General features: G+C 67.6%; 29 protein-coding genes. 17 read left to right on the forward strand and 12 right to left on the reverse strand.

Features of this window, described 5'->3' with window-relative positions; genetic code table 11:
- Nucleotides 1-35 precede the first annotated feature (35 nt).
- A complete protein-coding gene (locus tag ACQPYM_RS21915; RefSeq protein ID WP_433002696.1) occupies nucleotides 36-617 on the reverse strand; it encodes a TetR/AcrR family transcriptional regulator in 582 nt (193 codons plus the stop codon).
- 67 nt (nucleotides 618-684) lie between these two features.
- Between ACQPYM_RS21915 and ACQPYM_RS21920 the strand changes: the two genes are divergently transcribed.
- The 8 genes from ACQPYM_RS21920 to ACQPYM_RS21955 all read left to right on the forward strand — a co-directional run bounded on the left by ACQPYM_RS21920 (nucleotide 685) and on the right by ACQPYM_RS21955 (nucleotide 8,210).
- Entirely contained in the window at nucleotides 685-1,710 is a 1,026-nt protein-coding gene (locus ACQPYM_RS21920) for a hypothetical protein (protein WP_433002699.1), read from the forward strand.
- A 47-nt stretch (nucleotides 1,711-1,757) separates the two neighbouring features.
- On the forward strand, nucleotides 1,758-2,102 hold the full coding sequence (locus tag ACQPYM_RS21925) for a DUF1801 domain-containing protein (protein ID WP_433002702.1): 345 nt from the start codon (nucleotides 1,758-1,760) through the stop codon (nucleotides 2,100-2,102).
- Nucleotides 2,103-2,582: 480 nt separating this feature from the next.
- On the forward strand, nucleotides 2,583-4,274 hold the full coding sequence (locus ACQPYM_RS21930; RefSeq protein ID WP_433002705.1) for a nitrite/sulfite reductase: 1,692 nt from the start codon (nucleotides 2,583-2,585) through the stop codon (nucleotides 4,272-4,274).
- Complete coding sequence (locus ACQPYM_RS21935) at nucleotides 4,271-4,420, forward strand: hypothetical protein (protein WP_166678852.1); 150 nt, start codon at nucleotides 4,271-4,273, stop codon at nucleotides 4,418-4,420. Before ACQPYM_RS21930 ends, ACQPYM_RS21935 begins: the two co-directional genes overlap by 4 nt.
- Nucleotides 4,417-5,103 carry a phosphoadenylyl-sulfate reductase gene (locus ACQPYM_RS21940; RefSeq protein ID WP_433002709.1) on the forward strand — a complete coding sequence of 229 codons (687 nt, stop codon included), beginning with the start codon at nucleotides 4,417-4,419 and terminating at the stop codon, nucleotides 5,101-5,103. Before ACQPYM_RS21935 ends, ACQPYM_RS21940 begins: the two co-directional genes overlap by 4 nt.
- Before the next feature lie 118 nt (nucleotides 5,104-5,221).
- Entirely contained in the window at nucleotides 5,222-6,130 is a 909-nt protein-coding gene (gene cysD, locus ACQPYM_RS21945; protein WP_433002712.1) for a sulfate adenylyltransferase subunit CysD, read from the forward strand.
- The gene (locus ACQPYM_RS21950) at nucleotides 6,130-7,419 is read left to right on the forward strand and encodes a sulfate adenylyltransferase subunit 1 (RefSeq protein ID WP_433002715.1); all 1,290 of its coding nucleotides are present in this window, start codon (nucleotides 6,130-6,132) and stop codon (nucleotides 7,417-7,419) included. The genes cysD and ACQPYM_RS21950 overlap by 1 nt, the downstream gene beginning before the upstream one ends.
- A complete protein-coding gene (locus tag ACQPYM_RS21955) occupies nucleotides 7,416-8,210 on the forward strand; it encodes a sirohydrochlorin chelatase (protein ID WP_433002718.1) in 795 nt (264 codons plus the stop codon). Before ACQPYM_RS21950 ends, ACQPYM_RS21955 begins: the two co-directional genes overlap by 4 nt.
- A 116-nt stretch (nucleotides 8,211-8,326) precedes the next feature.
- Here ACQPYM_RS21955 and ACQPYM_RS21960 read toward each other — a convergent pair whose 3' ends face one another.
- The 5 genes from ACQPYM_RS21960 to zapE form a co-directional block, all read right to left on the reverse strand.
- Complete coding sequence (locus ACQPYM_RS21960; RefSeq protein ID WP_433002721.1) at nucleotides 8,327-8,827, reverse strand: endonuclease domain-containing protein; 501 nt, start codon at nucleotides 8,825-8,827, stop codon at nucleotides 8,327-8,329.
- Between the two features lie 137 nt (nucleotides 8,828-8,964).
- Nucleotides 8,965-9,216, reverse strand: a complete 252-nt coding sequence (locus ACQPYM_RS21965; protein WP_433002724.1) for a type IV toxin-antitoxin system AbiEi family antitoxin domain-containing protein — start codon at nucleotides 9,214-9,216, stop codon at nucleotides 8,965-8,967.
- 148 nt (nucleotides 9,217-9,364) lie between these two features.
- Complete coding sequence (locus ACQPYM_RS21970; protein ID WP_433002727.1) at nucleotides 9,365-10,237, reverse strand: PPK2 family polyphosphate kinase; 873 nt, start codon at nucleotides 10,235-10,237, stop codon at nucleotides 9,365-9,367.
- A 35-nt stretch (nucleotides 10,238-10,272) separates the two neighbouring features.
- Nucleotides 10,273-10,929 (reverse strand): hypothetical protein, encoded by a 657-nt coding sequence (locus ACQPYM_RS21975; protein ID WP_433002730.1) that lies wholly within the window; start codon nucleotides 10,927-10,929, stop codon nucleotides 10,273-10,275.
- Between the two features lie 48 nt (nucleotides 10,930-10,977).
- Entirely contained in the window at nucleotides 10,978-12,009 is a 1,032-nt protein-coding gene (gene zapE, locus ACQPYM_RS21980; protein WP_433002733.1) for a cell division protein ZapE, read from the reverse strand.
- Nucleotides 12,010-12,090: 81 nt separating this feature from the next.
- Here zapE and ACQPYM_RS21985 point away from each other — a divergent pair, with 81 nt between their 5' ends.
- Nucleotides 12,091-13,065: a zinc-binding dehydrogenase gene (locus tag ACQPYM_RS21985; RefSeq protein ID WP_433002736.1), complete on the forward strand. Its 975-nt coding sequence runs from the start codon at nucleotides 12,091-12,093 to the stop codon at nucleotides 13,063-13,065.
- Between the two features lie 58 nt (nucleotides 13,066-13,123).
- Here ACQPYM_RS21985 and ACQPYM_RS21990 read toward each other — a convergent pair whose 3' ends face one another.
- Complete coding sequence (locus ACQPYM_RS21990) at nucleotides 13,124-16,438, reverse strand: M28 family peptidase (protein ID WP_433002739.1); 3,315 nt, start codon at nucleotides 16,436-16,438, stop codon at nucleotides 13,124-13,126.
- Nucleotides 16,439-16,631: 193 nt separating this feature from the next.
- Between ACQPYM_RS21990 and ACQPYM_RS21995 the strand changes: the two genes are divergently transcribed.
- The 5 genes from ACQPYM_RS21995 to ACQPYM_RS22015 all read left to right on the forward strand — a co-directional run bounded on the left by ACQPYM_RS21995 (nucleotide 16,632) and on the right by ACQPYM_RS22015 (nucleotide 20,044).
- Nucleotides 16,632-17,630: a LysR family transcriptional regulator gene (locus tag ACQPYM_RS21995; protein ID WP_433002742.1), complete on the forward strand. Its 999-nt coding sequence runs from the start codon at nucleotides 16,632-16,634 to the stop codon at nucleotides 17,628-17,630.
- A gap of 20 nt (nucleotides 17,631-17,650) precedes the next feature.
- Nucleotides 17,651-18,073, forward strand: coding sequence for a hypothetical protein (locus tag ACQPYM_RS22000; protein WP_433002745.1), 423 nt, complete (start codon nucleotides 17,651-17,653; stop codon nucleotides 18,071-18,073).
- 6 nt (nucleotides 18,074-18,079) lie between these two features.
- Nucleotides 18,080-18,799 (forward strand): hypothetical protein, encoded by a 720-nt coding sequence (locus tag ACQPYM_RS22005; protein WP_433002748.1) that lies wholly within the window; start codon nucleotides 18,080-18,082, stop codon nucleotides 18,797-18,799.
- A 93-nt stretch (nucleotides 18,800-18,892) separates the two neighbouring features.
- Nucleotides 18,893-19,315 carry a hypothetical protein gene (locus tag ACQPYM_RS22010; protein WP_433002751.1) on the forward strand — a complete coding sequence of 141 codons (423 nt, stop codon included), beginning with the start codon at nucleotides 18,893-18,895 and terminating at the stop codon, nucleotides 19,313-19,315.
- 6 nt (nucleotides 19,316-19,321) lie between these two features.
- On the forward strand, nucleotides 19,322-20,044 hold the full coding sequence (locus tag ACQPYM_RS22015) for a PIN domain-containing protein (RefSeq protein WP_433002754.1): 723 nt from the start codon (nucleotides 19,322-19,324) through the stop codon (nucleotides 20,042-20,044).
- Between the two features lie 7 nt (nucleotides 20,045-20,051).
- On the opposite strand, the gene ACQPYM_RS22020 is transcribed toward ACQPYM_RS22015, so the two are convergent.
- Nucleotides 20,052-20,603, reverse strand: coding sequence for an FHA domain-containing protein (locus ACQPYM_RS22020; RefSeq protein WP_433002757.1), 552 nt, complete (start codon nucleotides 20,601-20,603; stop codon nucleotides 20,052-20,054).
- 108 nt (nucleotides 20,604-20,711) lie between these two features.
- Complete coding sequence (locus ACQPYM_RS22025) at nucleotides 20,712-21,791, reverse strand: ATP-dependent DNA ligase (protein ID WP_433002760.1); 1,080 nt, start codon at nucleotides 21,789-21,791, stop codon at nucleotides 20,712-20,714.
- Between the two features lie 79 nt (nucleotides 21,792-21,870).
- Between ACQPYM_RS22025 and ACQPYM_RS22030 the strand changes: the two genes are divergently transcribed.
- Nucleotides 21,871-22,362: a hypothetical protein gene (locus tag ACQPYM_RS22030; protein ID WP_433002763.1), complete on the forward strand. Its 492-nt coding sequence runs from the start codon at nucleotides 21,871-21,873 to the stop codon at nucleotides 22,360-22,362.
- A gap of 20 nt (nucleotides 22,363-22,382) precedes the next feature.
- Complete coding sequence (locus ACQPYM_RS22035) at nucleotides 22,383-22,613, forward strand: hypothetical protein (protein WP_433002766.1); 231 nt, start codon at nucleotides 22,383-22,385, stop codon at nucleotides 22,611-22,613.
- Between the two features lie 24 nt (nucleotides 22,614-22,637).
- Here ACQPYM_RS22035 and ACQPYM_RS22040 read toward each other — a convergent pair whose 3' ends face one another.
- The 3 genes from ACQPYM_RS22040 to ACQPYM_RS22050 all read right to left on the reverse strand — a co-directional run bounded on the left by ACQPYM_RS22040 (nucleotide 22,638) and on the right by ACQPYM_RS22050 (nucleotide 25,634).
- On the reverse strand, nucleotides 22,638-22,814 hold the full coding sequence (locus tag ACQPYM_RS22040; protein WP_433002769.1) for a hypothetical protein: 177 nt from the start codon (nucleotides 22,812-22,814) through the stop codon (nucleotides 22,638-22,640).
- Between the two features lie 39 nt (nucleotides 22,815-22,853).
- Entirely contained in the window at nucleotides 22,854-24,749 is a 1,896-nt protein-coding gene (locus ACQPYM_RS22045) for an ABC transporter ATP-binding protein (RefSeq protein ID WP_433002772.1), read from the reverse strand.
- A gap of 114 nt (nucleotides 24,750-24,863) precedes the next feature.
- Nucleotides 24,864-25,634: an enoyl-CoA hydratase/isomerase family protein gene (locus ACQPYM_RS22050; protein ID WP_433002774.1), complete on the reverse strand. Its 771-nt coding sequence runs from the start codon at nucleotides 25,632-25,634 to the stop codon at nucleotides 24,864-24,866.
- Nucleotides 25,635-25,689: 55 nt separating this feature from the next.
- Between ACQPYM_RS22050 and ACQPYM_RS22055 the strand changes: the two genes are divergently transcribed.
- Complete coding sequence (locus tag ACQPYM_RS22055) at nucleotides 25,690-26,100, forward strand: VOC family protein (RefSeq protein ID WP_433002777.1); 411 nt, start codon at nucleotides 25,690-25,692, stop codon at nucleotides 26,098-26,100.
- The last annotated feature ends 15 nt before the right edge of the window (nucleotides 26,101-26,115 follow it).

The following is a 26,115-nucleotide window of genomic DNA, read 5'->3' on the forward strand; positions in this document are numbered from 1 at the left end:
ACCGTTAGGAAACCTTCCTAACGGTTGCGCACACGCTAACGCAGGCCCGCCAGAGTGTCGAGATGTCCAGCCAGCACCGATCGAAGCTTCTCCGCGGTGGCGACCTCCGGCCGGGTCGCGGCGTGAACAGCGAGGCCGTCGAGCAGGGCATGGAGCCGGTCGGCCTCCTGCTCCACATCCACCCGGTCGCCGGCGATCGCGGTGACCCAGCGGCGGCAGCCGGCCCGCAGCGCGTCGTAACTTCGCTCGGCGCATTCGCGCAACTCAGGATCGACCAGGGCGCGCGCGGTGAACGCCAGCCAGACGAGGTTCTCCTCCTGGCGGGTTCTGTCGAGGGGCAGCAACTCGAGAAGGAAGCGCTCCGCGGTCGCCCGCGGGTCGCCGGCCGAATCGAGGGCTTCGAGACGACGCTCGATGCGCTCGACCACCTGGTTCATCGCGAACACCAGAAGCTCGGCCTGCGTCCCGAACATGTGCCGCAGCGAGCCATTCGACAACCCGGCCTCCCGGGCGACGTTGCGGACCGACGCCTGCTCGAGCCCGTCGCGGAGGATCACCCGCCAGGCCGCCTCCGCGAGGTGCCGGCGTCGTTCCGCGGCATCGACGATCTTCGGCATGGTTTTTTATAGCACAGCTGTGCTAGGTTGCGTCCCATTAGTACAGCTGTGCTACCAAGGAGATCGGATGCCTCCCCTGACTGCCGCACCGCCTGCTCGGACCGTGCTTCGCCGTTTGACGCTCCAGCGAAGCGTCCAGGTGACCGCCACGGCCTGGATTACCGCCAACCTCGTTGCTCTGCTCGTCGCGGACGACGCGCTGCCGTTCGGGTGGCCAGGGGTGCCCGGTTCGACGGTCGACCACGTGGTGAACACCAACCTCGGGATGCTGACGATCTTCGGCCTGATGGCAGTGACCTGTCTGCTGACCAGAAATCGCGTGCGCCCCGACCTCGCCACCCGAGCCCAGGACCTCGCCGTCGCCCGCCGGGAGACCGTGCTGCTACTGACCTACGGCGCTCTCGGCTTGGCCGGCGGGTACTTCTTTGCCCGCCTGTTCGGCTGGCACCCGTTCGGATTGCACCTGGCCGGCTCGATCTTCGGCACCCACGACCACGTCGCTCCGGCCGAGGCGATCAGCTGGGCGGCGTACAACGTGGTGATCTATGCGGTGCTGCCGCTGGCGTACTTCCGCCGCAAGTACTCGGCGAAGCAGCTGAACCTCGTGTCCAGCGACCGGCGCGGCGACGCCCGGGTGATCGTCGTCATCCTGCTCATCGAGTCGGCCATCCAGTTCGCCACGCTGACCACAGCCTTCGGTCAACTCACCACCGGGCAGTACCTGATCGGCCTGCCGCTCACGTTCCTGCTCTATCTCGCGGGAGCCGTCCTGCCGTCGATGGTGTTCGTCTACTGCATCCTCGTACCGCGCTTCCTGAAGCTGACCGGCTCGACCGCGACCACGGTGATCCTCGGCGGCATCACCTACACGCTCCTGCACCTCTGGGACGCGTGGACCGTCCTCACCTCGCCGGCCAACTGGCTCCTGTCGATCATCTTCCTGTTCTTCACCTATTTCGGCCCCGGAATGATGAAAACGGTGCTGACCACCCGCACCGCCAACGCCTGGACCCACATCTGGGCCTACCACGCCGTCGCGCCACACACGCTGATCGATGCACCCCACGTCGCGGAGATCTTCCACCTGCGCTGACCACACCCGGACATTGACAACCGTTATCGGAAAACCGGAGGAAATTCATGGATGACAACGTGACGAAGTACATCGGCGGCGGGTTGCCGTGGCAGGTGGAGGTTTGTGGGGGGGTGCGGGAGGTCGTGCACCGGACCATTCCTGATGTCGAGGAGAAGCTGGAGTACGGCAAGCCGCATTTTCTGAAGGATGGTCGGCACGCTGCGGTCCTTCATGTGGCCAAGGACAAGGTCTCCTTCATGGTGTTCAACGCCGCCGGTGTCGAGCCGGTGAAAGGTGTTCTGAGGTCGCTCGGCAAGGGTGATCGCAAAGCGGTGGACATCACCGAGGGCCAGGACGTCGACTACGCGCTCCTGGCCGACGTCCTGGCCAGGACCAGTAGCACCTTGTAGGCGCCGGTCACGCCGGGGTGGGCTCGTCGGGGGTCTCCACCCCGGCGTTCGGGCGTCAATGTGAGCCATCTCTCGCTGGGGTGGGCCGGGATTTCTGTATCGGCTCGCGGGGCGTCCCGAAGCTGGCTTTGAGGCCGAAAAGAATCTCCAGCAGGCGGGTAGACATAGCCGCATCGTGAGATTGCGTCTCAGCATGTGGCAATGGGAGTTGATTTACCGGCCGATTCCGCTGACGCTTATCTGCATGCTCGCTGCCCGCTCGACTCATCTCGTAGGTCGGATTCACGTCGACCTCGGTCGCATGCGCAGCGCCATCTGTTGTCCTTCGATGTTCTGACAGCCACCCCGCCGGGCCAGAGTCGGCCCCTTGATCACACGATCACCGCTGGGTGCGCACCGCGCAGACCAGATCGAATCGACGACGCTTCGAGCTAGCCTCCCGCGGACGCACCTGTCACTAGGACAAGGACACGTTCCCAGATGACTGGCGTCACCTCTCCCGCGCCCCGCAAAGCCGCCCGCCCGCGCAAAGGCAAGGGCGAAGGTCAGTGGGCGCTCGGTTACCGCGAGCCCCTGAACAAGAACGAAGAGAACAAGAAGAACGACGACGGCCTGAACGTCCGGGCCCGGATCGAGAACGTCTACGCCCACCGCGGGTTCGACTCGATCGACCCCGCCGACCTGCGCGGCCGGTTCCGCTGGTGGGGGCTCTACACCCAGCGCAAGCCCGGCATCGACGGCGGCAAGACCGCGACCCTGGAGCCGGAGGAGCTGGACGACAAGTACTTCATGCTCCGGGTCCGGATCGAGGGCGGCCAGCTCAGCGCCGAACAGCTCCGGGTGATCGCGGAGGTCTCCACCACCTACGCGCGGGACACCGCCGACATCACCGACCGGCAGAACATCCAGCTGCACTGGATCCGGGTCGAGGACATCCCGGCGATCTGGCAGAAGCTCGAGGCGGTCGGCCTCTACACCACCGAGGCCTGTGGCGACGTCCCGCGCGTCATCATCTCCAGTCCGGTGGCCGGGATCGCCGCGGACGAGATCATCGACCCGACCCCGGCCATCGACGACATCGTCGAGCGGTACATCGGCAGCAGCGAGTTCTCCAACCTGCCCCGCAAGTTCAAGACCGCGATGACCGGTCACCCGTCGCACGACGTGGTGCCGGAGGTCAACGACATCAGCTTCGTCGGTGTCGTCCACCCCGAACACGGCCCCGGTTTCGACCTGTGGGTCGGCGGCGGCCTGTCCACCAACCCGATGCTCGCTCAGCGCGTCGGGACGTGGATCCCGCTGGACGAGGTGCACCTGGCCTGGAAGGGCGTCGTCAGCATCTTCCGCGACTACGGCTACCGCCGGCTGCGGACCCGGGCCCGGCTCAAGTACCTGGTCGCCGACTGGGGCATGGAGAAGTTCCGCGAGATCCTCGAGAGCGACAAGTACCTCGGCCGCAAGCTGATCGACGGACCCGCGCCCGAGATCCCCGCCGTACAGGGTGATCACGTCGGCGTGCACAAGCAGAAGGACGGCCGGTACTTCGTCGGCGTCGCGCCCGTCGTCGGCCGGGTGTCCGGCAGTTCGCTGGCCAAGGTGGCCGACGTCGTCGCCGCGCACGGCTCGGACCGGATCCGGACCACGGCGCAGCAGAAGTTCATCGTGCTGGACATCGAGGAGTCGAAGGTCGAGTCGCTGGTGGCCGCTCTGGCCGACCTCGGTTTCCAGGCCCGGCCGTCGGCCTGGCGGCGGAACACGATGGCCTGCACCGGGATCGAGTTCTGCAAGCTGGCCATCGTCGAGACCAAGGCCCGCGCCGCCGAGCTGATCACCGAGCTCGAGGAGCGGATCCCCGACCTCGACGTACCGATCACCGTCAACGTGAACGGCTGCCCGAACTCCTGCGCCCGGATCCAGGTCGCCGACATCGGCCTCAAGGGCCAGCTGGTGCTGGATGCCGAGGGCAAGCAGGTCCCGGGGTACCAGGTCCATCTCGGTGGCGGTCTCGGGCTGGACGCCGGCTTCGGCCGCAAGCTGCGGGGTCACAAGGTGACCTCGGACGGACTCGCCGACTACGTCGAGCGGGTCACCCAGAACTACCTGAAAGAGCGGTCCGAGGGCGAACGCTTCGCCCAGTGGGTCGTCCGTGCCGAGGAAGGAGCGTTGCAATGAGCGAAAGAGCTGCGCCGTTGTACTGCCCGTACTGCGGTGACGAGGACCTTCGTCCTTCCGAAGAGGGCCATGGCGCGTGGGAGTGCCGGCCCTGTGCACGGGTGTTCCAGCTGAAGATGATCGGACTGCGGGTGAGTGTGGAATGAGTACCGACTTGAAGACGCTCGCCGAGGAGGCCAACGTTCGACTAGCCGACGCCTCGGCGCTGGAAGTACTGGCGTGGGCGCGGGAGACGTTCGGCGACGAGCTCGTGGTGACCGCATCGATGGCAGACGGGGCCCTGCCCCACCTCGCGGCCGAGGCGGCCCCCGGCGTCGACGTGCTGTTCCTCGACACGGGCTATCACTTCGCCGAGACCATCGGCACCCGGGACGCGGTCGCCGCGACGCTCCCGATCAACCTGATCAACGCCACCCCGAAGCTGACCGTCGCCGAGCAGGACGCGGAGTACGGCAAGGATCTGTTCGCCCGCGAGCCCGACAAGTGCTGCGCGATGCGCAAGGTCGAGCCGCTGAACCGGGTGCTGTCCGGCTACAAGGCGTGGGTGACCGGCGTACGCCGGGAAGAGGCGCCGACGCGGGCCAACACCCAGGTCGTCGAGTACGACGAGAAGCGCGACATGGTGAAGCTCAACCCGCTCGCCCCCTGGACGCAGGAAGACCTGGACGGCTACATCAACGACAACGGCGTCCTGGTCAACCTGCTCCAGTACGACGGCTACCCGTCAATCGGCTGCCAGCCCTGCACCAAGCAGGTCGCACCAGGCGAGGATCCCCGCAGTGGCCGCTGGGCCGGCCAAGGCAAAATCGAATGCGGCCTCCACGTATGACCACTGTGCTATTGGCCTCGCCTCCGGCTCGGCGGGTCATCGGGCTTAACTCCCGGTCTTCCCTCGTCGCTGCGGTCGCTTCGCTCCCTCCGCTCCTCAGTCCAGACCGGGAGGCCCGATGACCACCGTCCACACCACAGTGACCGAGTTGGACGCGCTGGAGAGCGAGTCGATCTTTGTATTCCGGGAGGTGGCTGCGGAGTTCGAGCGGCCGGTGATCCTGTTCTCGGGTGGCAAGGACTCGATTGTGATGCTGCACCTGGCGCGGAAGGCGTTTGCGCCGGCGCCGGTGCCGTTCACGTTGCTGCACGTCGACACCGGGCACAACTTCCAGGAGGTTCTGGACTACCGCGACGCCACGGTCGCCACGCTCGGGTTGCGGCTCGAGGTGGCGAAAGTCGAGGACTACCTGGCCGACGGGCGGCTGCGCGAGCGCTCCGACGGCACCCGGAACCAGCTGCAGACGATTCCGTTGCTGGACGCGATCAACGGGCACCGGTTCGACGCCGTCTTCGGTGGCGGCCGCCGCGACGAGGAACGGGCCCGGGCCAAAGAGCGGATCTACAGCCTCCGCGACGAGTTCGGCCAGTGGGACCCGCGCAACCAGCGGCCCGAGTTGTGGTCGCTCTACAACGGCAAGCACCGGCCGGGCGAGCACGTCCGGGTGTTCCCGCTGTCGAACTGGACCGAGCTGGACATCTGGCACTACATCGAGCGCGAGCAGATCCCGCTGCCGAGCATCTACTACGCCCACGAGCGGGACGTGTTCGAGCGCGACGGCATGTTGCTTGCCGTCGGCCCCTACTCGCAGCCCCGCGAGGGCGAGCCGGTGGCCAGCCGGCTGGTCAGGTACCGGACCGTCGGTGACATGTCCTGCACCGGCGCGGTCGCGTCGAGCGCGGTCTCCGCGGCGGAGGTCGTGATCGAGGTCGCGGCCAGCGAGATCACCGAGCGCGGCGCCACCCGCGCCGACGACCGGGCCAGCGAGGCCGCCATGGAAGACCGCAAACGAGAGGGGTACTTCTGATGAGCACTCTCCTGCGGCTCGCCACGGCAGGCTCGGTCGACGACGGAAAGTCCACCCTGGTCGGGCGGCTGCTGCACGACTGCAAGGCGATCCTCGCCGACCAGATCGCGCACGTGCGGCACGTCTCGTCCAGCCGCGGCTCGGGTGACTTCGACTTCGCGCTGCTCACCGACGGCCTGCGGGCCGAACGCGAACAGGGCATCACGATCGACGTCGCCTACCGGTACTTCGCGACCGACAAGCGCTCGTTCATCCTGGCCGACTGCCCCGGGCACGTGCAGTACACCCGGAACACCGTGACCGGCGCCTCGACCGCGGATGTCGTGATCATCCTGGTCGACGCGCGGCACGGCGTACTGGAGCAGACCCGACGGCACCTCGCCGTGGCCGGCCTGCTGCGGGTGCCGCACGTCGTCCTCGCGGTCAACAAGGTCGACCTGGTCGGCTACGACGAGGCCGTCTTCAAGGGCATCGCCAAAGACGTCTCCCAACTGGCCGAGCAGCTCCACATCAACGACGTCCAGGCCATCCCGGTCTCGGCGCTCGTCGGCGACAACGTCGTGGAACGCTCCGCGGCGACCGACTGGTACGACGGACCCACGCTGCTCGAGTACCTCGAGAACGCGACCGGCCGCGACGACATCTCGGCCCGGCCGCTGCGCTTCCCGGTGCAGTACGTGATCCGTCCGCAGACCGACGACGAGTACCGCGACTACCGCGGCTACACCGGAACAGTTGCCTCAGGCACCGTTTCGGTCGGTGACCAGGTGATCGTGCTGCCCGCCGGACGCCGTACGACGGTGGCCGGGATCGACCGTGCTGTCGTCAGTCCCACCAGTACCGCGGTCGCCGAGCGGCCCTCCGCCGTCGCCGGTGAAGCCGTCACGGTCCGCCTCGCGGACAACCTGGACGTCGCCCGCGGCTCGGTCATCGTCGCGGCCGACTCCTCCCCCGGCACCCGCCGGGAACTGTCCGCCACTGTGTGCTGGCTGTCGGACCGCTCACTCACCGTGGGCGCCCGGCTGCTGATCAAGCACACCACCACGACCGCCCAGGCCATCGTCACCAAGATCAACGGTGCCCTGGACCTGGACACGCTCGGAGTCATCGACGCCACCGGGCTCGAACTGAACGACATCGGCAAGGTGCAACTCAAGATCGCCGCACCGCTGGCCGCCGATCCGTACTCCAGCAACACCATCACCGGATCGTTCCTGCTGATCGACGCCCACGACGGGTGGACGCTGGCCGCAGGCATGATCGACGACGAAGAAGGGGAACTGCTGTGACCGCACCCGCGCTCGTAGTCCTCGCCCACGGCAGCCGCGATCCGCGGTCGGCCGCCACCGTCCACTCGCTGGTCAAGTGCCTGCGGGAAATGCGTGACGACCTGCGGATCGAAGCCTCCTTCCTCGACCACTGCCCGCCGACGCCGTACCAGGTGATCGGGAAGCTCGCCGCCGAGGGTGTCGAGGAGGTCGTCGTCCTGCCGCTGCTGCTGTCCAGCGCCTTCCACGCCCGGGTCGACATCCCGGCCGTCGTCGACGAGGCCCGCAGCCGGTTCCCGGATCTGCGGATCATCGCCTCCGACGTCCTCGGGTACGACGACACGCTGCTCGACGTCCTCGACCGCCGGATGCGCGCCGAGCTCAAGGACGGCCGGGTCCGCGAACTGGACGCGCTCGTCCTGGCCTGCGCCGGCTCCAGCGACACCCAGGCGAACGCAGCCGTCACCCGGCTCGCCAGGCTCTGGGGGCAGCGCCACAAGCTGCCCGTCACCGCTGCCTTCACCACCGCCGCGAACCCGAGCCCGGCCGAGGCCGTGCTCCAGTGGCGCCTCGAAGGCCGCCGCCACGTCGCGGTCGGCTCGTTCTTCCTGTCTCCCGGCGTCCTGCCGGACCGGGCCGAACAGACCGCCCGCAAGGCCGGCGCCGTCGCTGTCTCCCGCCCACTGGGCGTCAGCGCCGAGGCGGCCCGCTTGGTCCTGCTCCGGTACGGCGTAGCCGGCCTGGACCTGCTCACCCTCGAGCCGGCTCCCCGCCCGACCCTCCTCCGCCCGCAACTGGTTCGCACCGCCTGACCCGGCCAGGGTGGGCGGGTGGACGGCCACGCACGCAGTACCTCACTCCACAAGCGCTTTCCGCGGCGTGTCGCGGTTTCGCCAGGGGGTGCTGCGTGCATGGCCGTCCGCAACCATCAGGCAGCCGCCGTGTCTGAGCCAGCCGCTGGGGCCGCCGGGCTCGCCGCGCCGGCGGTGACCTGCCTCATCACCGCGGCGAGCGACGTACCGACCCAGGTTTCGTCGAGGATCACGTCCTCCCACGAGTAGCGCAACAGGAGCCATCCGCGGGCCGCGAGTTCGACGTACCGGCGGCAGTCCCTGCGGAGTGCGGCCCGGCTGCCGTGATGGGCGAAACTGTCCGCCTCCAGCACGATCCGCGACAGCGGGTCGGCCAGGTCGACCCGGGTGAAGAACGACCTGTCTCTGATCCGGTACTGCGGCACGAAACCCCTGAACCCGGCCTCCATCACCCTGGCTCGCAGCATCGACTCGAGCGCCGACTCCGCACGTGCGTCAGCCGACGCCGCCACGCGTCGTGCGGCAGCGCTGCCGGCGCCCTGGACCGCGTGAGCCGCGGCGGCCAGCGCCACCGGTTCGATCTTCCGCAAGCGCAGGGCAGAGTCCGCGATCGCCAACGCTTCTCCGAACGGCAGATACCGGGCGCAGTCGATGACCGTCTCGAGAGGCGCCGTGACGTGGTCCGGGATGCCGTCCTTCGCGCGGTGGAGAACGCAACTCAGCTCGGTCTGACGGCGACGCTGCGTCCGGCTGATCAGAACGTGCGGGTCACGACCTCCAGCCCGTGGTGCAACGCCGCGCTCTGCCGCACCAGCGCTCCCCCGTTGGCGCGGGCCACCGTCAGGTCCGAGGCTGCGACGGGCAGCGCGTAGACACCTTTCGCCACCCGCGTGATCTCACCGCGCTCCAGCGCCGTGCGGATCGACCGCGCCGACGTCAGTCCCGACAGGTCGGCGTACCGGGCACTGCCGCCGGCCCGTTGCAAGATCCCGACGACATCGGCCACCGCTTAAGTGTGCGCCGTCGCGCTCTGGCACGTTCTGAGTTGTCCACAGGGGCACGGACGGCCACGCATGCAGCACCACGACCAGCAAAGGCTTACCCCGGCGTGTCGCTGGGTACAGTAGGGGTGCTGCGTGCGTGGGGGCCCGGGCTCAGGTTGTCGCGAGGCGGGCTTTCTCGGTCTCGACGTCGAAGTCGGCGGTGGGCCACTCGGGGTTGAGGTCCTGGAGGGTTTCCAGCAGCAGCGTGGTGACGGCCCAGTTGCGGTACCACTTGCGGTCGCTGGGGATCACGTACCACGGGGTCTCGGCGTTGTTGCAGCGCTCGATCGCGGCTTCGTAGGCCTCGGCGTACGCCGGCCAGAGTTCGCGCTCGTCGATGTCACCCGGGTTGTACTTCCAGTGCTTGGTCGGATCGTCGAGGCGCGCTTCGAGGCGGAGCTTCTGCTCCTCGGGCGAGATGTGCAGGAAGCACTTCAGCACCGTCACGCCGGCCCCGGCCAACTCGGCCTCGAACTCGTTGATCTGCTCGTAGCGGCGGTTCCACACCGGCGGCGCGACCAGGTTGCGGACCCGCGCGATCAGCACGTCCTCGTAATGCGAGCGATCGAAGATGCCGATGATGCCCGGTGCGGGCAGCGCCTGACGGATCCGCCAGAGGAAACCGCGCCGCTTCTCGGCCGGGGTGGGCGCCTTGAAGGAGGTGATCCGCAAACCCTGCGGGTCCATCAGCCCCGCGCCGTGCCGGATCACACCGCCCTTGCCGGAGGTGTCCATCCCCTGCAGGACCAGCAGCACCCGCCGATCGCCGCCCTTGCGTCCTTCGGCGAACAGCCGCTCCTGCCAGTCGGAGACCTCGGGGGCCATCGCTTCCAGCGCGAGCTTGCCCTCTTCCTTCGTACCGGTGAACCCGGTCGTCGCGCGAGTGTCCCAGGAGGTCAGATCGACCGGTCCCTGCGGTACTCGCAGCTGGTCCAGCAGCTTGTCCGCCGCTTCGTCCGGCTTCGGAGTCTTAGTCTTCGCCATCCGCCTATCCTGCCTCATCAGGCACGACGATCGGCTCAGACAGGCTGGCCTTCCGTACGCCGTTGCCTGCGCTTGACCAGCAGCACAACCTCGATCACGACGGCCACCGCGACGCAGACACCGATTGCGATGATCGACCAGAACAAGCCTTCCAAGCCGCCGAGGTCGCAGTCCTCGTTCGTACAGACCTGCGTCTCGTAGTGCCACACGCCGGCGTTGAAGGCGAGGTACGCCGCGATGGCGGTGCCACACGCATAAGCCGCGACGCGGACGAGCCATCGCCCTCCTGCTCCGGCCGGCCGCTTGAACGGCTGCAGGCCAGTGGCGATCAGGACCAGCGCGGTCAGCCCCAGCAGCACCTGCAGCAGGAACAGCTCGCCTTCGTCGTGGTTCCAGACGAACCGGAAGCCGTCGTTGGTCACGCTCTGCCAGATCACGAACAGATCCAGCACCCCCAGCGCGCCACCGAGCCATCGCCGGGCTTGGGCGCTCAGACAAGCAACCCCGACACCCGCCACAGCGACGAGCGCCGCGATGAATCCGAGCGGCCGCACCCACTGGTCGCTGCCGAAACCCGCCGTGTCGTCGAACTGTACGAACCCACCGACACCGAGCAGGACGAGCCCCAGCGCCAGCAACCCGAGGGCTCCCACCACCGGCGTGGGGACTGATCGATGCTCCTGAGAGGTCATGAGTTCAGCGAACCACGACCGCAGGCCGGGCCGCGTGAGTAGGAACACTCAGTTCGGTGGCGCTTCCATTCCAACTCGCGCCAGCGCGATCAGCCGGGACAGCGCGCGCAGGTACTTCTTCCGGTAACCGCCCTTGAGCATCTCCGGTGTGAACATCCGGTCGAGCGGTACTCCCCCGGCCAGCAAGGGGATGTCGCGGTCGTACATCCGGTCGGCCAGCACCACCAGCCGAAGCGCAACGTTCTGGTCGGTCAGCTCGCGGATGTCGACGATCCCGACCGTGGTGACACCGTCGAGCAGCGCGCCGTACTTGCTCGGGTGCAGCTCACCCAGTTGGCGGTACAGGTCGACGAAGTGGTCGCACGACGCACCGGCTCGCTCGGCAGCGACCCGCTCGACCCGGTCGTCCGGCCAGGGCTCGGGAGCGACGGGCAGACCACGATGGCGATAGTCCGGACCGTCGATCCGCCGTACGTCGAAGTGCGCGGCCAGCCCCTGGATCTCGCGCAGGAAGTCGATCGCCTGGAACCGGCCCTCGCCGAGCTTGTCGGGCAACGTGTTGGACGTGGCCGCGAGCTGCACGCCCGCCTCGACCAGCTGACCGAGCAACCGCGAGATCAGCACGGTGTCCCCTGGATCGTCCAGCTCGAACTCGTCGATACAGATCAGCCGGTACTCCGACAAGGCCTCGACCGCCGAGCGCATCCCGAGAGCGCCGGCCAGATTCGTCAGCTCCACGAACGTGCAGTACATCTTCGGTCCGCTCGACTCGTGCCACAGCGAGGCGAGCAGATGGGTCTTGCCCACGCCGAATCCACCGTCGAGATAGATCCCCGGCTTGCCGACCGGCCCTGGCTTGCTGCCCCGAAGCCGGGACCACATCGAGCGCTCCCGCCGCGGTTCAGCCAACGCGAGGCCGCGCTCGCGCAGTACGGCCAGGGCTTCCGCCTGGCTCGGCTCCTCCGCATTCGGGCGGTAGGTGTCGAAGCGGACGTCGGCGAAGCGCGGGGGCGGCACGCACTCGGACAGCAGCCGGTCCGGGCTCACCTCCGGCCGCCGCTCGCTGAGTCGGATCGGCATGGCCACACCTTACGAGATCGCTTGACCTCAAGTTGTGTTGAGGTTCTAGCTTGGCTGCACAACGTCGAGCGAGGAGATCCGATGTACGCGGTGCGGCTGCACGAGTTCGGTCCTGCTGAGAACCTCAGCTACGAGGAGGTGGGCGACCCGGTTCCCGAGGCTGGTCAGGTGCTGATCAAGGTGGAAGCGGCTGGGGTGCACTTGTTGGACACGGCGCTGCGTGCGGGTACGGCCGGCGGCGGGCCGGTCGCTCCCCCGGTGCTGCCGACGATTCCGGGCCGTGAGGTGGCGGGCACTGTCACTGCGCTCGGGCCGGGAGTGGACGAGTCCTGGGTCGGGAAGCGTGCCGTCGTACACCTTGGGCCGGTACCGGGTGGCTATGCCGAACTGGCGGTTGCCAAGGTGGAGTCGCTGTACGAGATCCCCGACCACCTGGACGCTGCTGTAGCCGTCGCGACCATCGGGACCGGCCGGACTGCCATCGGGATCCTGGAGCAGGCTGCTATCGGCGCAGACGACGTAGTACTGGTCACTGCCGCGGCTGGTGGCATGGGGAGCCTGTTTGTCCAGGCGGCCCGGAACGCGGGGGCGCTGGTGGTCGGGCTTGCGGGCGGCGCGGAGAAGGTCAAGCGGGTTGCGGAGCTCGGTGCTCAGGTGGCGATCGACTACACCGCGACGGACTGGCCTGAGCAGGTCAAGGCACAGCTCGACGGGCGGGAGCTGACCGTAGTACTGGATGGCGTGGGTGGTGAGAACGGGCAGCGGGCGTTCGAGTTGCTGGGGATCGGTGGTCGGCTGCTGATGTTCGGCTGGTCCGGCGGTGGGCCTGTGCAGCTCACGACCGAGGACCTGATGAATCGCGGCCTGACTGCCACCTGGGCGATCGGACCGAAGCTGATGCGCAAGCTGCGGGCTCTGGAGGCAGCTGCGCTGCAGGAGTCCATTGAGGGTCGCTGGGCGCCGCTGTTGACGCAGTACCCGCTGGCCAAGGCTGCGGACGCCCACCGGGCGCTGGAGAACCGCGAGACCGTCGGCAAGGTCGTACTGATCCCCTGAGAGACACAAGCGCCCCGAACCGCCCGGTGGACGGTCCGGGGCGCTGCTGCGTGACTCCTTAGTAGATCGTGTAGCCGAAGGTGGTACTGCCCGTTGCCCCACCACTGTCGGTTGCAGTCAGTGTCGTCCGGTAGGAGCCGCGCGTCGTCGGCGTACCCGATATCACTCCGCTGCTATTGATCGACATGCCCGCAGGTGGGCCTGTCGCCCGGAAGGTGATCGGCAGGCCGGCGCTCGAGGTGGCCCGGATCTGCAAGGGGAAGGCCGTGTAGCCGACGAACCCGTACCGGTTGCCCGGGTTCTGCACGGTCACGGTGCCAGTCGACGTCCCGGTCACGGTCAGGCTGTACGTCGCCTGGTGGCTGACCGCCCCTGTCCCCTTCACGATCACCTGGTACGTCCCGGCCGGCGTCGAGGCCGTCGTCGCCAGAGTGAGCGTGGAGGAGCTGCCCGAGGTCACCGTCGAGGGTGCGAAGGTCGCGGTGGCACCGGCCGGCAGACCACTGGCCGAGAGCTGGACCGACTGCGGGTCGCCGCTGGTGGTCGCAGTACCGACCGTCGTCTGCACCGAGTTGCCTTGGGCAACAGACCCGGAGGCCGGGCTCAGTGAGACGGAGAAGTCGCTACCGGTCGGCGGGGCATCGCCGACCGCCAGCTTCCACAGCCCGTACGCCGCCGCGTCGGCGCTCCGGTCGAGGACCGTCGCCGAGACATTCGTCGGGTACTTGTCACAGGCGGCGTGGTAGCAGGGGTCGTACGACTGGTTTGCCGTACCGCCCCACTTGGTCGCCTGTGCGGTCGTCTTGCGAGCACTCGCGCCGGCGGCGACACCGCTGGTCGGGATGCCCGCGTTCTTGAAGGAGGCGTCGTCAGAGCGGCCGACCCCCTCGGTGTTCTCCTCCGGCTGCAGGTTCAGGCCGTCGTAGAAGGCCTTCAGCACCTTGCCGGTGTCGGTGGTGATGTTGTTGACGAAGTAGCCGGCGTTGGTCGAGCCGACCATGTCGAAGTTCAGGTACGCCTTGATCTTCGTCCGGTCCGTCGAGGACAGCTGGCCGACGTAGAACTCGGAGCCGTTCAGGCCCTGCTCCTCGTCGGTCCACCAGCCGAAGCGGACGTGCTTAATCAGCTCCGGCTTGTCCTGCGCGAGTCGCAGCGCGACCTCCAGGATGGCGGCTGAACCAGTCGCGTTGTCGTTGCTGCCCGCACCCGCGCTGACGCTATCGAGGTGCGCGCCGAGCATGATCACCTGGTCGGGGTCGCCGCCCGGGTAGTCCGCGATGAGGTTGTCCGAGGGGTAGATGCAGTTCGTGCAGCGCTGCTTGGCGACCGTGTAGCCGGCGTCACGCAGCTTCTGCTCGATGTAGGTGACCGACGCGGTGTAGCCCGCGCTCCCGGCCCGGCGATGACCGCCGTTGTTGTCAGCCGCTTGTTGCAGGGCGACCAGGTGTGCCTTGACCTTCTCCACATCGATGTCCGGTACGCCGGCGGGCGGGGTGGTACCGCCGATGGTCAACCGGAAAGTGGCGGTCTTGTCGACATCGGTGCCGTCACCGGTGATCTGTACGTCGTACGTGCCCTCGGCCGTGGTCGAAGTCGTGGCGATCCTCAGGGTCGCCGAGTTGCCCGACTGCACCGAGGCCGGATCGAAGGTCGCCGTCGCGCCGGTGGGCAGGCCGGTCGCGGTGAAGCGGACGGTCTGGGCCGAGCCGTTGCCGATCACGGTGTTGACCGTGGCCGTCGCCGTCTCCCCCGGCTTGACCGAGCCAGTGGTGGGCGATACCGACAGGGTGAAGTCGTTGCCGGTCGGCGTACAGGTTGCTTCGCCGGTCTGGGCGCCGAGGCTGACGGCGTTCCAGGCGGCCTTGACCTTGCCGTGCAGGGCGCAGCCGGCGTCGAGGTTCTTCGCCGCGGCCAGCGTCGCGATCCGCCACTTCGGGTAGCTCATCCCGCTGGTCTTGGTGAGCATCGCGTTGTAGAAGATCTTGCCGGCTTCCTGGTGGCCGATGCCGGTCAGCGTCGTGTTGTTACACGTCGGGCTGGTCGGCTTGCCGTTGCCGGGGTTGGTGCCCTCGGCAAGCAAATAGAACCAGTGGTTCATCGGCCCGGCGGCGGCGTGCACCGACGACGGGAGGCTGGTCGAGTAGCAGTTCGGGTGGCCGGAGATCTTGGCCGGCTCGTACATGTACCGGATCGGCCCGTTGCCCTGCAGGTTGATCTCCTCGCCGACCTCGTAGTCCGGCGGGTCGTTCGGGTTGTTCAGGAAGTGCTCGGTGAGCGTGCCCCAGATGTCGGCCACCGCTTCCTGCGACGGGTGCCCGGAGATGCCACCCGGCGTCTTGGCGTCCAGACCGTGGCCGAACTCGTGCGCGACCACGTCGGTGCCGGTGATCCACTGACGGTTGTTGTTGTAGCCGAACACCACGCCGTCCGGGTTGCTCGAGTGGCCCCAGTAGGCGTTGATGTCGCCCAGCCCGACGAGTGCGTCGGCCCAGCGACCCTGGTTGTCCAGGCCGTTGCGCCCGTACCAGTCCTTCAGCATGTTCCACTCGCCGGTGGCGACGTACATGACGTCGACGCAGCCGGCTTCCTTGTCCGTCTTGGAGGTGCTTCCCCAGACGTCGTCGGTGCCGGAGTACGTCGTACCGGTGCTGTAGTCGGCGCAGCGCAGGTTCGGGCGGTTGGGGTCGGCCATGGTGTACGTCGAACCGGACTGGGTGGTGCCGAACGACAGGTTGGAGCCGTTCCACACGCCGGTGCCCGTGCCCGAGGCGGTCTGCTCGATCGAGTGCAGCACCTTGCCGTTGCGGGCGTCGACGTACACCTTCTGCCGGCTCGCCTCGCCGTCATGGCTGCCTTCCACGATCGCTTCCCACGCGAGGACTGGCTTCTTGCCACCGGCGTACACGACCAGCGAGGGCTCACCCGGTACGGGCTTGCCCTTGTCGATGGCCTTGAGTGCGGCCTTCTTGGCGGTCGCTTTGGTGACGACCGGCTGGCGGTCGACGTTGATGACGTCCTGCTGTGCCACCGCGAGGCCCTTGGCGTTGCCTTGGGCATCGGTCGTGACGACGAAGTCGCCGCCGACCACGGGCAGGTCCTGGTACGTGCGCTGGTAGCTGACGTACTGCAGGCCCCAGGGCGTGCTGATCTCCTGCTGACGGATGAACTGGTCGCTCGGGCTCGCCTTGAGCTCGGGGACGCGCCCTTGGACCAGCCGGTCGGCGGTCTTCACCGCGGCGGCCCTCGGGTTGACGGGCGGTTCGGACGGCTGAGCCGTGGCGGCCGGCGTCTTCATGGCGACCACTGCCGTGGCGGCGACCGCCAGACTCAGCACGCAACCGGCTGCGAGCGTGCGCAGGGCTGTGCTCTTCACGGGACACTTCCTCACTCAGGGGCGGAACCCCCGCCACGGGCCGGGGGGCTGCAAGCCAGGCCGACCGATGGCGGGGGCGAGGAAGCCCGGGTTCCGCTGGGCAGGTGGATGAACTTCCGGCGTCCTCTGTGGGACGAGATTGTCACCACCGAGTTATGGCTGTGATATCCCAGCTGGGCATAACCTCACCGCTATGGAGCTGGAACTACGCCACTTGCGAGTCGTCTGCCGGCTCGCCGACACGGGCAGTGTTTCCAAGGCCGCCGCCGCGCTGGGCGTCTCCCAGCCGTCGCTGACCGCTCAGCTGCACCGGATCGAGGACGCGATCGGCGGCGTCCTGTTCGAACGCGGCCCGCACGGCGTCGTCGCGACTCCCCTGGGCAAGCACGTGCTCGGACGGGCCCGCGCGATGCTGGCCGACATGGACGAACTGGTCGGCAGCAGCCGCCGCTACACGACCACTTCGCCGGTACTACGGCTCGGCGCGGTCCGGACCGTGATGTTCGGGGCGTGGCTGTCGCGGCTTGAGCAGCTCCTGCCGAATCGACAGTTCGCCACGCAGGTGGACCCGTCGTGCGCAGTACTGACTGATCTGCTGGCCGCGGATGTGCTTGACGTGGTGATGCTCGGGCGCTGCGACGACGCGTTTGCGCCGCCTTGCCCACCGGGGATCCGCGAGCAGACGATGGTCTGGCCGGAGCCCTTCGCGGTCGCCCTGCCCGCCGACCACCGGCTGGCCGGCAAGGAGACGGTGGCACTGCAGGACCTCGCCGAGGAGATCTGGATCTGCCCACCGGCCGGCAAGGAAGACGGCGACCTGGCCTACCTGCGCAGCGTCTGCGAATCGGCCGGTTTCACCCCCGAGATCCGCTACGCAAACCTGGACACCGCCGAGATCGAACAACTGATCGGCGCCGGCCGCGGCATCAGCCTGTGCGCCCCTACAATCCGCGAAATCCCCAAAACGGTAGTCCGCCCACTCACCAACCAACCCCTCCACTGGCGCCGAGCCCTCCGCTGGCGAGCCGACAGCACCCCCCAAGAAGACATAGACCTGATCCACCAGGCCTTCATAGACGTCTACCAAGAAACCATCACCACCCACGCCGCCACCCGCCCCTGGTGGCCCACCACCCCAGCCGCCCACCCCACAGTCCACCCCCCTGTGGAAAACAACCGCCCCCGCCCGTAACCGCCCTCTAGAATCCGGTCATGGACGTCATGCCGAGTCGGCCCGAGGTATTCCTGCTGACGGATGCCGACCGCGAGTTGGTCGCCGACGGGCCGGCGCTGACCGATCCGGACGGCTCCCGGCGTGACATTCCGCCGAAGGTTCATGAGGTGATGAAGTACGTTGAAGACGCCCTCCGGCAGGGGTACGCGCTCCAGATCACCCCCTTGCGCCACGAGCTTCCCATCGACGAAGCCGCGGACGCGGTCTCAATGCCCCGCAGGGAACTGCGTCTGCTGGTCGGCAAGGGTGACATCCCGTTCCGCTCGTCGGAGTACGTGGACTGGGTGCGGCTCGCTGACGTGATCGAGCTCAGCAAGCGCCTCGACGCTGAAAGGGAGAAGATGCTCCAGTCCTTCGCGGAGGAAGAGCCCTGGGACGACGATCCCGAAAACAACGGCTGACCGGCGATGGTGGCCACGCGCGCGGCATTCCTGGACGCGAACGTCCTTCGTGGTCAGCTCACGAACGACATCATGATGTCGCTGGCCCACGAGCGGCTCTATGTACCGCAGTGGTCACCGGACGTGCTGGCCGAGGCCAGGAGGAATCGTCCGCAGCGAGTCAGCGGGGAGGCGATCGACTCGCGGTTCGCACAGATGAACAAGGTCTTTCCTGCCGCGATGACCACCGGATACGAATCGTTGATGCCGCAGATGCAGGCAGACGACAAGGACCGGCACGTGCTGGCCGCGGCTGTCCACGGTGGATCGGATGTTCTGGTCACCGAGAACACCAAGGACTTTCATCCGCCTTCCGGCGGCCCGCACGCGATGAAGGTCGAGCGGACCTCCCAGTTCCTCAACCGGTTGCTGGAGGATCACCCGCGCGAGGTCGTCGGCGCACTGCAGAAGATGGTCGACCGCAACCGACGGACTCCGCAGACCATGCCTGAACTGATCGACAAGATGGTCACTCAGCAGGATCTCAAGGGTTTTGCGCACAAGCTCAACGCGGTCGTACCCCCGGAGCAGCGTGGCAACCACCCGACCCTTCAGACAACCCAAGCCGCCAAGGCCGCATTAGATGGGGTAGCCCCGCCGCAGGGAGCGATCACGCAGCCAACTGACGCCTCAAAGGCCCGCAAGAACCTCGACGGCCCGGAGAAGTCCGCGGACAGAGAACTCTGAGCCGCTGCGATGCCCCCGCGGCCGAATGGGATCGCACATAACCCTGTGGATACCTGCCGCCTCCGTCGGTAACCAAGCTCTAGAATCCGATCCATGGACGTCATGCCGAGCCGCACCGAGGTCTTCCTCCTCGCCGAAGAAGACCGCACCGTAGTACCGAACGGCCCGGCCCTCCTCTCCCCCGACGGCACCCGCCACGACCTTCCCCGCAAGGTCTACGAAGTCATGCAGTTCATAGAGTCGGCCCTGAAACAGGGCTACGCCCTCCAGGTCACCCCCTTGCGCCAGGAAGTACCTATCGACCAGGCCGCGGATGCCATCTCGATGTCCCCCGACGAGCTCCGCCAATACGTCGGCCAAGGCGAAATCCCGTTCCGCTCCACCAAGTACGTCGACTGGGTGAAGTTGAGCGACGTCCTCGCCTTCGATGCCCGGCTCCAGGCTCAGCGCGAGGAAGCACTCCAGGCAATGGCCGACGAGGAGCCCTGGGACGACGAGTCTCCGCCGGAGCGCTGACCGCCGATGGCAGCCCCACGCCGCGCCTTCCTCGACGCCAACGTGCTCCGCGGGCAACTGACGACCGATGTCCTCCTGAGCGTTGCCGCCAGCAAGCTCTACAGCCCACGCTGGTCCGCCGAGGTACTCGAAGAGGTGCGCCGTAACCGCCCGCCTGGCCTGCCGCCCGAGCGCACCGAGTCACGCTTCGCCCAGATGGCCAAGGCCTTCCCCAAGGCGATGGTCACGGACTACGAGCATCTGATGCCGGAAATGCAGGCAGACGAGAAGGACAAGCACGTTCTCGCCGCGGCGGTCAGTTCGCGCTCCGATGTGCTGGTGACCGAGAACGTCAAGGATTTCGACCCGCCCACGACAGGCAGCAACGCGATGCCGATCGAACGCACGTCAGAGTTCCTCGGACGCCTGCTCTCCGAGGAGCCGCAACTTGTAGTGGCCTCCCTGGAGAAGATGGTCGCCCGCAACCGCCTCGCCCCACGGACCATGCCAGAGTTGATCGACAAGATGGCCACCCAGCAAGAACTTCAGGCCTTCGCCGTCGAACTCAACAACATCCTGCCGCCTCAAAAGCGCGGCACCCACCCCAACCTCCAGGCCCTCCAAGCCGCCACCACCGCCCTCGACGGCCTCCCGTCGCCCACCGAGGCAGTAGCCAACAAGCCGGTTGAAGCTCCTGAGGTGCGCAAGAACGTCGAGGGGCCTGAGAAGTCCCAGGACAAGGAGCTTTGAGCTGCGGCTAGTGGGGGTCGGTCCAGGTTAGGTGGTAGGTGACTGCGCCGAAGCGGATGTGGTCGCCGGGGCGGACTCGGACGGGGGTGGTGATGCGGAGGCCGTTGAGGTGGGTGCCGTTCATGGAGCCCAGGTCGCGGAGGAGCCAGCCGTCGTCTACTGGGCGGAGTTCGGCGTGGAAGCGGGAGACGGAGAGGTCGGCCATGCGGAGGGTTGCGCCGGCTGCTCGGCCGATGCGGACTGTCGGTGAGCCGGGCGGCGGGAGGGCCAGGCCCTGCGGGCGGACGTACTGCGTTGTCTCGCGCGAGGTGACGGTCAGGCGTGGGATGCGGGCGAGCAGGCGCTGGATGAACTGCACCAGGCGTGGTTCGGTCTCGGGGAGATCGCGCGTCGCGTTGGCCAGTTCGCGGCGGCTTTGGGCGCGGAGTACGAAGTTCATCCTCCGGAGGAAGGTGTCGTGCGACAGCCGGCCCGAACCCGCACCGTCCCGCAGGATCGCGAGAGCCCGATCACGCTCAGCGTCCGACGGACGCCCCAGCTCGATCCGTTCCGCCGTCATGCCTGGATTGTCCGTGCCCCCAGGTTCACCTGTCCAGCACAGCCAGTACTCACCCGCCGCCCACCGCTCACCCGCTCGGCGCTCACTTCCGACCCGCCAGCTTGCCGCTCAGCCGCCGGCTGGGGCGGTGAGGACGTCGGCGAGGTCGAACTTGACGGGCTCTTCTAGTTGTTCGTAGGTGCAGGATTGTGGGGTGCGGTCTTCGCGCCAGCGGACGAATTGGGCTGTGTGGCGGAAGCGGACTCCCTCCATGTGGTCGTATTTGACCTCGACTACACGCTCGGGGCGTAGCGGGATGAAGCTCAGGTCTTTGCCTGCTTGCCAGCGGCTTCCCTCGGCGTTGCGGGGGGTGCGGTTGCCCTCCTCCTGCTTGGCCCAGGCCCAGGGGTGGTTGTCGAAGTCGGTGACTAGCTCCTGTAGCTCCTCGAACAGTTCCTCGCGGCGGGTGATCGAGAACGCGCCGATCACGCCTACGCTCGCGAGCACGCCCTCGGCGTTGTAGAGCCCTAGCAGCAGCGAACCGATCCGGTTCTCGCCGCTCTTGTGCACGCGGTAGCCGGCGACCACGCAGTCGGCGGTTCGCTCGTGCTTGATCTTGAACATCGTCCGCTTGTCCGGCTCGTACAGCCCGTCCAGCGGCTTCGCGATCACCCCGTCCAGGCCGGCGCCCTCGAACTGGTGGAACCACTCGGTGGCGATCGCCTGGTCGGTGGTCGTCCGGGTCAGGTGGATCGGCGCCGCCGCCTTCGTCAGCGCCTGCTCGAGCACCTCCCGCCGCTCGGCGAACGGACGCTCGGTGTAGTCGGTGTCGCCGAGTGCGAGCAGGTCGAACGCCACGAAGCGTGCCGGAGTCGTCTCGGACAGCATCTTCACCCGCGAGGCAGCCGGATGGATGCGCTGCTGCAGTACTTCGAAGTCCAGCCGGTCGCCGGACGCGCCGACCACGACGATCTCGCCGTCGATCACGCACCGCTCCGGCAGGTTCGCCTTGATCGCCTCGACCAGCTCGGGGAAGTACCGCGTCATCGGCTTCTCGTTGCGGCTGCCGATCTCCACCTCGTCGCCGTCGCGGAAGATGATCGAGCGGAACCCGTCCCATTTCGGCTCGAAGCTGACGTTCCCGTCCGGGATCTTCTTGATCGGCTTGGCCAGCATCGGCTTGACCGGCGGCATCACGGGTAGCTGCATGGCGCCATTCTGCCCCCATAAAGTCCACTGCGGGGGCATGATGGTGGCATACCGACTGGTACGAACCGGAGGTACCGAGATGTACGACGTCGTGCTGCTCGTGGAGCAGGAACTGACCGAAACAGATGCCCGGCGGGTGGTCGAGCTCCATCAGGACATGCCGGAACCGGTGAAGTACCACGTTCTGGTGCCCTGTCACAACGCCGAGTCCGGGGTGGAGGCGTCCATCAGCGCGCTCGGTACGGCGGACCTCTACGGGCCCGGCATCGTCGACCAGCGCCAGGAACTCGCCGAGGCCCAGAAGGCGATCGACAGCGAGGCGAAGGACTGCACCGGGCGCAGCATCCAGCGGCTGCGCGACCTCGGCTACCAGGCCGAGGGCGGGATCTCGCACGACCGGCCGATCGACGCGCTGACCGCGACCGTGGACAAGGTCGGTGGCCGCGAGGTCATCATCCTCACCCGGCCGCACATCGTCGCGGAGTTCTTCCACCTCGACTGGACCAACTCGGCCCGGCGCCACCTCGGCGTACCGGTGCTGCACCTGCTGGAACACGAGGAAGGGTCGTAACCCCTCGTCGTTGAACACGTGTGAACCGAACCTTCCGGACAGCGGCCGAGGTCGCCGAGGCGCTGCAGATCTCCGTCCACGCCGTCTACAAGCAGGTCGCGGCCGGGAAGGTGGCTCCGCTGCGGTCCTACGACACGCCCTCGGCCGAGATGCTCTTCACCGACGAGGATCTGGCCCGTCTGGTGCGGGCGCTCAACCCGCGGGCACCAGTGCCGATCCGGCGCCACCTGGTGCTGGTCGGCAACGCCTGACCCTGCTCAGTTGAGTGACCCTGCTCAGTTGATGACCAGCGCCGCGTAGGTGCAGCCCGCGGCCAGGGCGGCGAAGATCAGCGCGAGTGTCGCCCGCAGGTTCCGCTCACCGACCTTGCCGTAGTGGCGGCCGTCCTCCGAGTGGTACGCGAGTTGGTAACCGGTGTAGCCGGCTGCCAGGACCAGGGCGAACTTGATCATCCGGCGGACCTTCCTCGCGACCTCACGTCAGAACAAACGCTACACGCCCGCCGCCGAACCGGTCTCGGCGAACTGCGTGTGGTACAGATCGGCGTACTCGCCGTCGAGGGCGAGCAACTGCTCGTGCGTACCGCGTTCGACGATGTTGCCGTGGTCAACGACCAGGATCAGGTCCGCGTTGCGCACGGTGGACAGGCGGTGCGCGATCACCAGGGATGTCCGGCCTTCGAGCGCGGTGTCCAGCGCTCGCTGCACCGCCACCTCGGACTCCGAGTCCAGATGCGCGGTCGCCTCGTCCAGTACGACGATGCGCGGTGCCTTCAGCAACAATCGGGCGATCGCCAGTCGTTGCCGCTCGCCACCGGACAGCCGGTGCCCGCGATCCCCGACGACGGTGTCCAGCCCGTCGGGCAGGGTGGAGACCAGATCCCACACCTGGGCGGCCCGGAGTGCTTCGATCATCTCGTCGTCGGTGGCGTCCGGCTTGGCGTAGGCCAGGTTCGCGCGGATTGTGTCGTGGAACATGTGCGCGTCCTGCGTCACGTACCCGATCGTGTCGTGCAGGGACTGCAGCGTCACCTCGCGGACGTCCTCACCACCGATCCGCACCGAACCGCTCGTCACGTCGTACAGCCGGGCGACCAGATTGGTGATGGTCGTCTTACCCGCACCGGACGGGCCGACCAGAGCGACCATCTGTCCTGGCTCGACGGTGAAGCTGATGTCCTCGAGCACCTGGGCGGAGGCGCGTTTGTCGAGCACCGCCACCGACTCCAGGCTCGCCAGCGAGACCTCTTCGGCGGTCGGATAGGCGAATGACACCTTGTCGAAGGTGACCGATGAGGCGGTGTCCGGGAGCGGGCGGGCGTCCGGCGCGTCCTTGATCATCGGCTCCAGGTCGAGCACCTCGAAGACGCGCTCGAAGGAGACCAGCGCGGTCATCACGTCGACGCGCACGTTGGACAGTGCCGTGAGCGGTCCGTACAGCCGGCCGAGCAGAGCGACCAGCGCCAACAGGGTGCCGACCGTCAGCGACTGCTTGACCGCGAGGTTGCCGCCCACGCCGTACACGAGAGCGGTCGCCAGCGCGGCGACCAGGGTGAGGGCGGTGAAGAACACCCGGCCGAGCATCGCGATCCGGATGCCCAGGTCACGGACCCGGCCCGACTTCTCGCCGAACTGTGCGTTCTCCAGCTCGGCCTTGCCGAACAGCGTCACCAGCAGGGCGCCACCGACGGAGAACCGCTCGGTCATCGCTGTCGACATGTCCGCGTTGAGCTGCATCTGCTCTCGCGTCATCGCCGCCAGCCTGCGCCCGAGGTACCTGGCGGGGAGCAGGAAGACCGGCAGCAGCAGGATCGCGACGAGCGTCAGCTGCCAGCTCAGCAGGAGCATCGCGCCGACCACGAGGATCAGGCTGATCACGTTCGACACGACACCGGACAGGGTGGAGGTGAAGGCCTGTTGCGCGCCGATCACGTCGGTGTTCAGCCGGGACACCAGCGCGCCGGTCTGGGTCCGGGTGAAGAACGCGACCGGCATCCGCTGGACGTGCGCGAACACCTTGGTCCGCAGGTCGTAGATCAGGCCTTCACCGATCCGGGCCGAGAACCAGCGCTGCATCAGTCCGAGGGCGGCCTCGACCAGGGCGAGCAGGGCGACGATCAGCGCGAGCGTGGTGACGAGACCGGAATTCCCCTTGATGATGCCGTCGTCGACGATCTTCTTGAACAGCAGCGGGGAGGCGATCACCAGCACCGCCGAGATCACCACCAGCACGAGGAACGCGGTGATGTGCCACTTGTACGGCTTGGCGAACCGCACGATGCGCCGCAGCGTGCCCTTGGCCAGCTTGCGATCCACCACCGACGCGTCCTGCCGCCGCCAGCTCATCGCGCTGCCGCCGCCACCGCCCATCCGCATCCCTGAAGACATCCGTTCCCCTCCCCGCCATCAACTCGTCAACCTTGACAACACTTGAGGTCAGCCGAAACTTCCCACCAGCTCAGCCGAAAGCCCTCACCGGCTCAGCCGAAGGACGCCAGCCGCTCAGCCGAAAGCCGCCAACAGCTCGCTCAACCGCCGGGTCTGAGCCTCCCGCTCCGCCGTCAGCTGCTCCTCGTACGACCGGTCCGCAGCGCCCAGCAGCAGCGCCTTGGTCTCCCGCACGGCACCCACCATCGGCGACAACACGGCATCGGACAGGTCCTTCACCGTCGCCTCCAGCTCCTCCGCCGGTACGACGATGTTGGCCAGCCCGAGTTGCAGGGCCTCCTCGGCCTCGACCCAGCGCGACGTCACGCAGATCTCCAGGGCGCGCGAGTATCCGACCAGCTGGACCAGCGGCTGCGTCCCACCCAGATCGGGCACCAGACCGAGCGCGGGCTCGCGCATGCTGAACTTCGCGTCCGGCGTGATCACCCGCAGATCGCAGGCCAGCGCCAGCTGGAAACCGGCCCCGACCGCGTGACCCTGCACGGCCGCGATGCTGATGAGGTCCGGCCTGCGCAGCCAGGAGAAGCCGGCCTGGAAGTGCGAGATCAGCTCCTGCAGCTCGTCGGCAGGCTTCGCCCCGAGCGCGAGCAGTGTCTCCTGCCCGTCGACCGGCTCCCCCATCATCAGGTTCCGGTCGAGGCCGGCCGAGAACGACGCGCCCTCCCCCGAGACGACGACCAGCCGCACCTCGGCAGGCAGCGACGTACCGAAGTCCGACAACGCGCTCCACATCGCTGGCGTCTGCGCGTTGCGCACCGCCGGCCGATCGAGCACCACCCGGGCCACTGGCCCGTCCACCGTCAACCGCAGCCCAAGATCACTCATGCAAGGAACATACGCGAGACCGACCCCGAATCCGCGAGGTCTGCATCACCTGTGGATGACCTGGAAGGATGAGCTGATGCACTTCACCGACGCCCAAGTGATCCTGTTCGTTGCCGACACCGAACGCTCGGCGGCCTTCTACCGGCGGTTCGGCTTCCAGGAGACCTTCCGGACCAGCCAGGACACACCGGTCAAGATCGAGCTCGAGCTGGGCGGCTTCTCGATCGGCCTGGCCACCCCGGAGCCCGCTGCTGCCGCCCACGGCGTCGTCCCGGTGACGGCCGGCCACCGGGCCTGCATCACCTTGTGGACCGACGACGTCGAGGCGGCGTACGCGATGGCGCTGGAGGCCGGCGCCACGGACCACACGCCGCCACACCCGTTCCTGGACGGGACGCTCCGGATCGCGTTCGTGATCGATCCGGACGAGCATCCCGTCCAGCTGGTGCAGCGGGTCAGCGCCTGAGGTCAGCAACTGAGG

Source organism: Kribbella sp. CA-294648, from assembly GCF_050943845.1.
In the GTDB taxonomy this organism is placed as follows: domain Bacteria; phylum Actinomycetota; class Actinomycetes; order Propionibacteriales; family Kribbellaceae; genus Kribbella.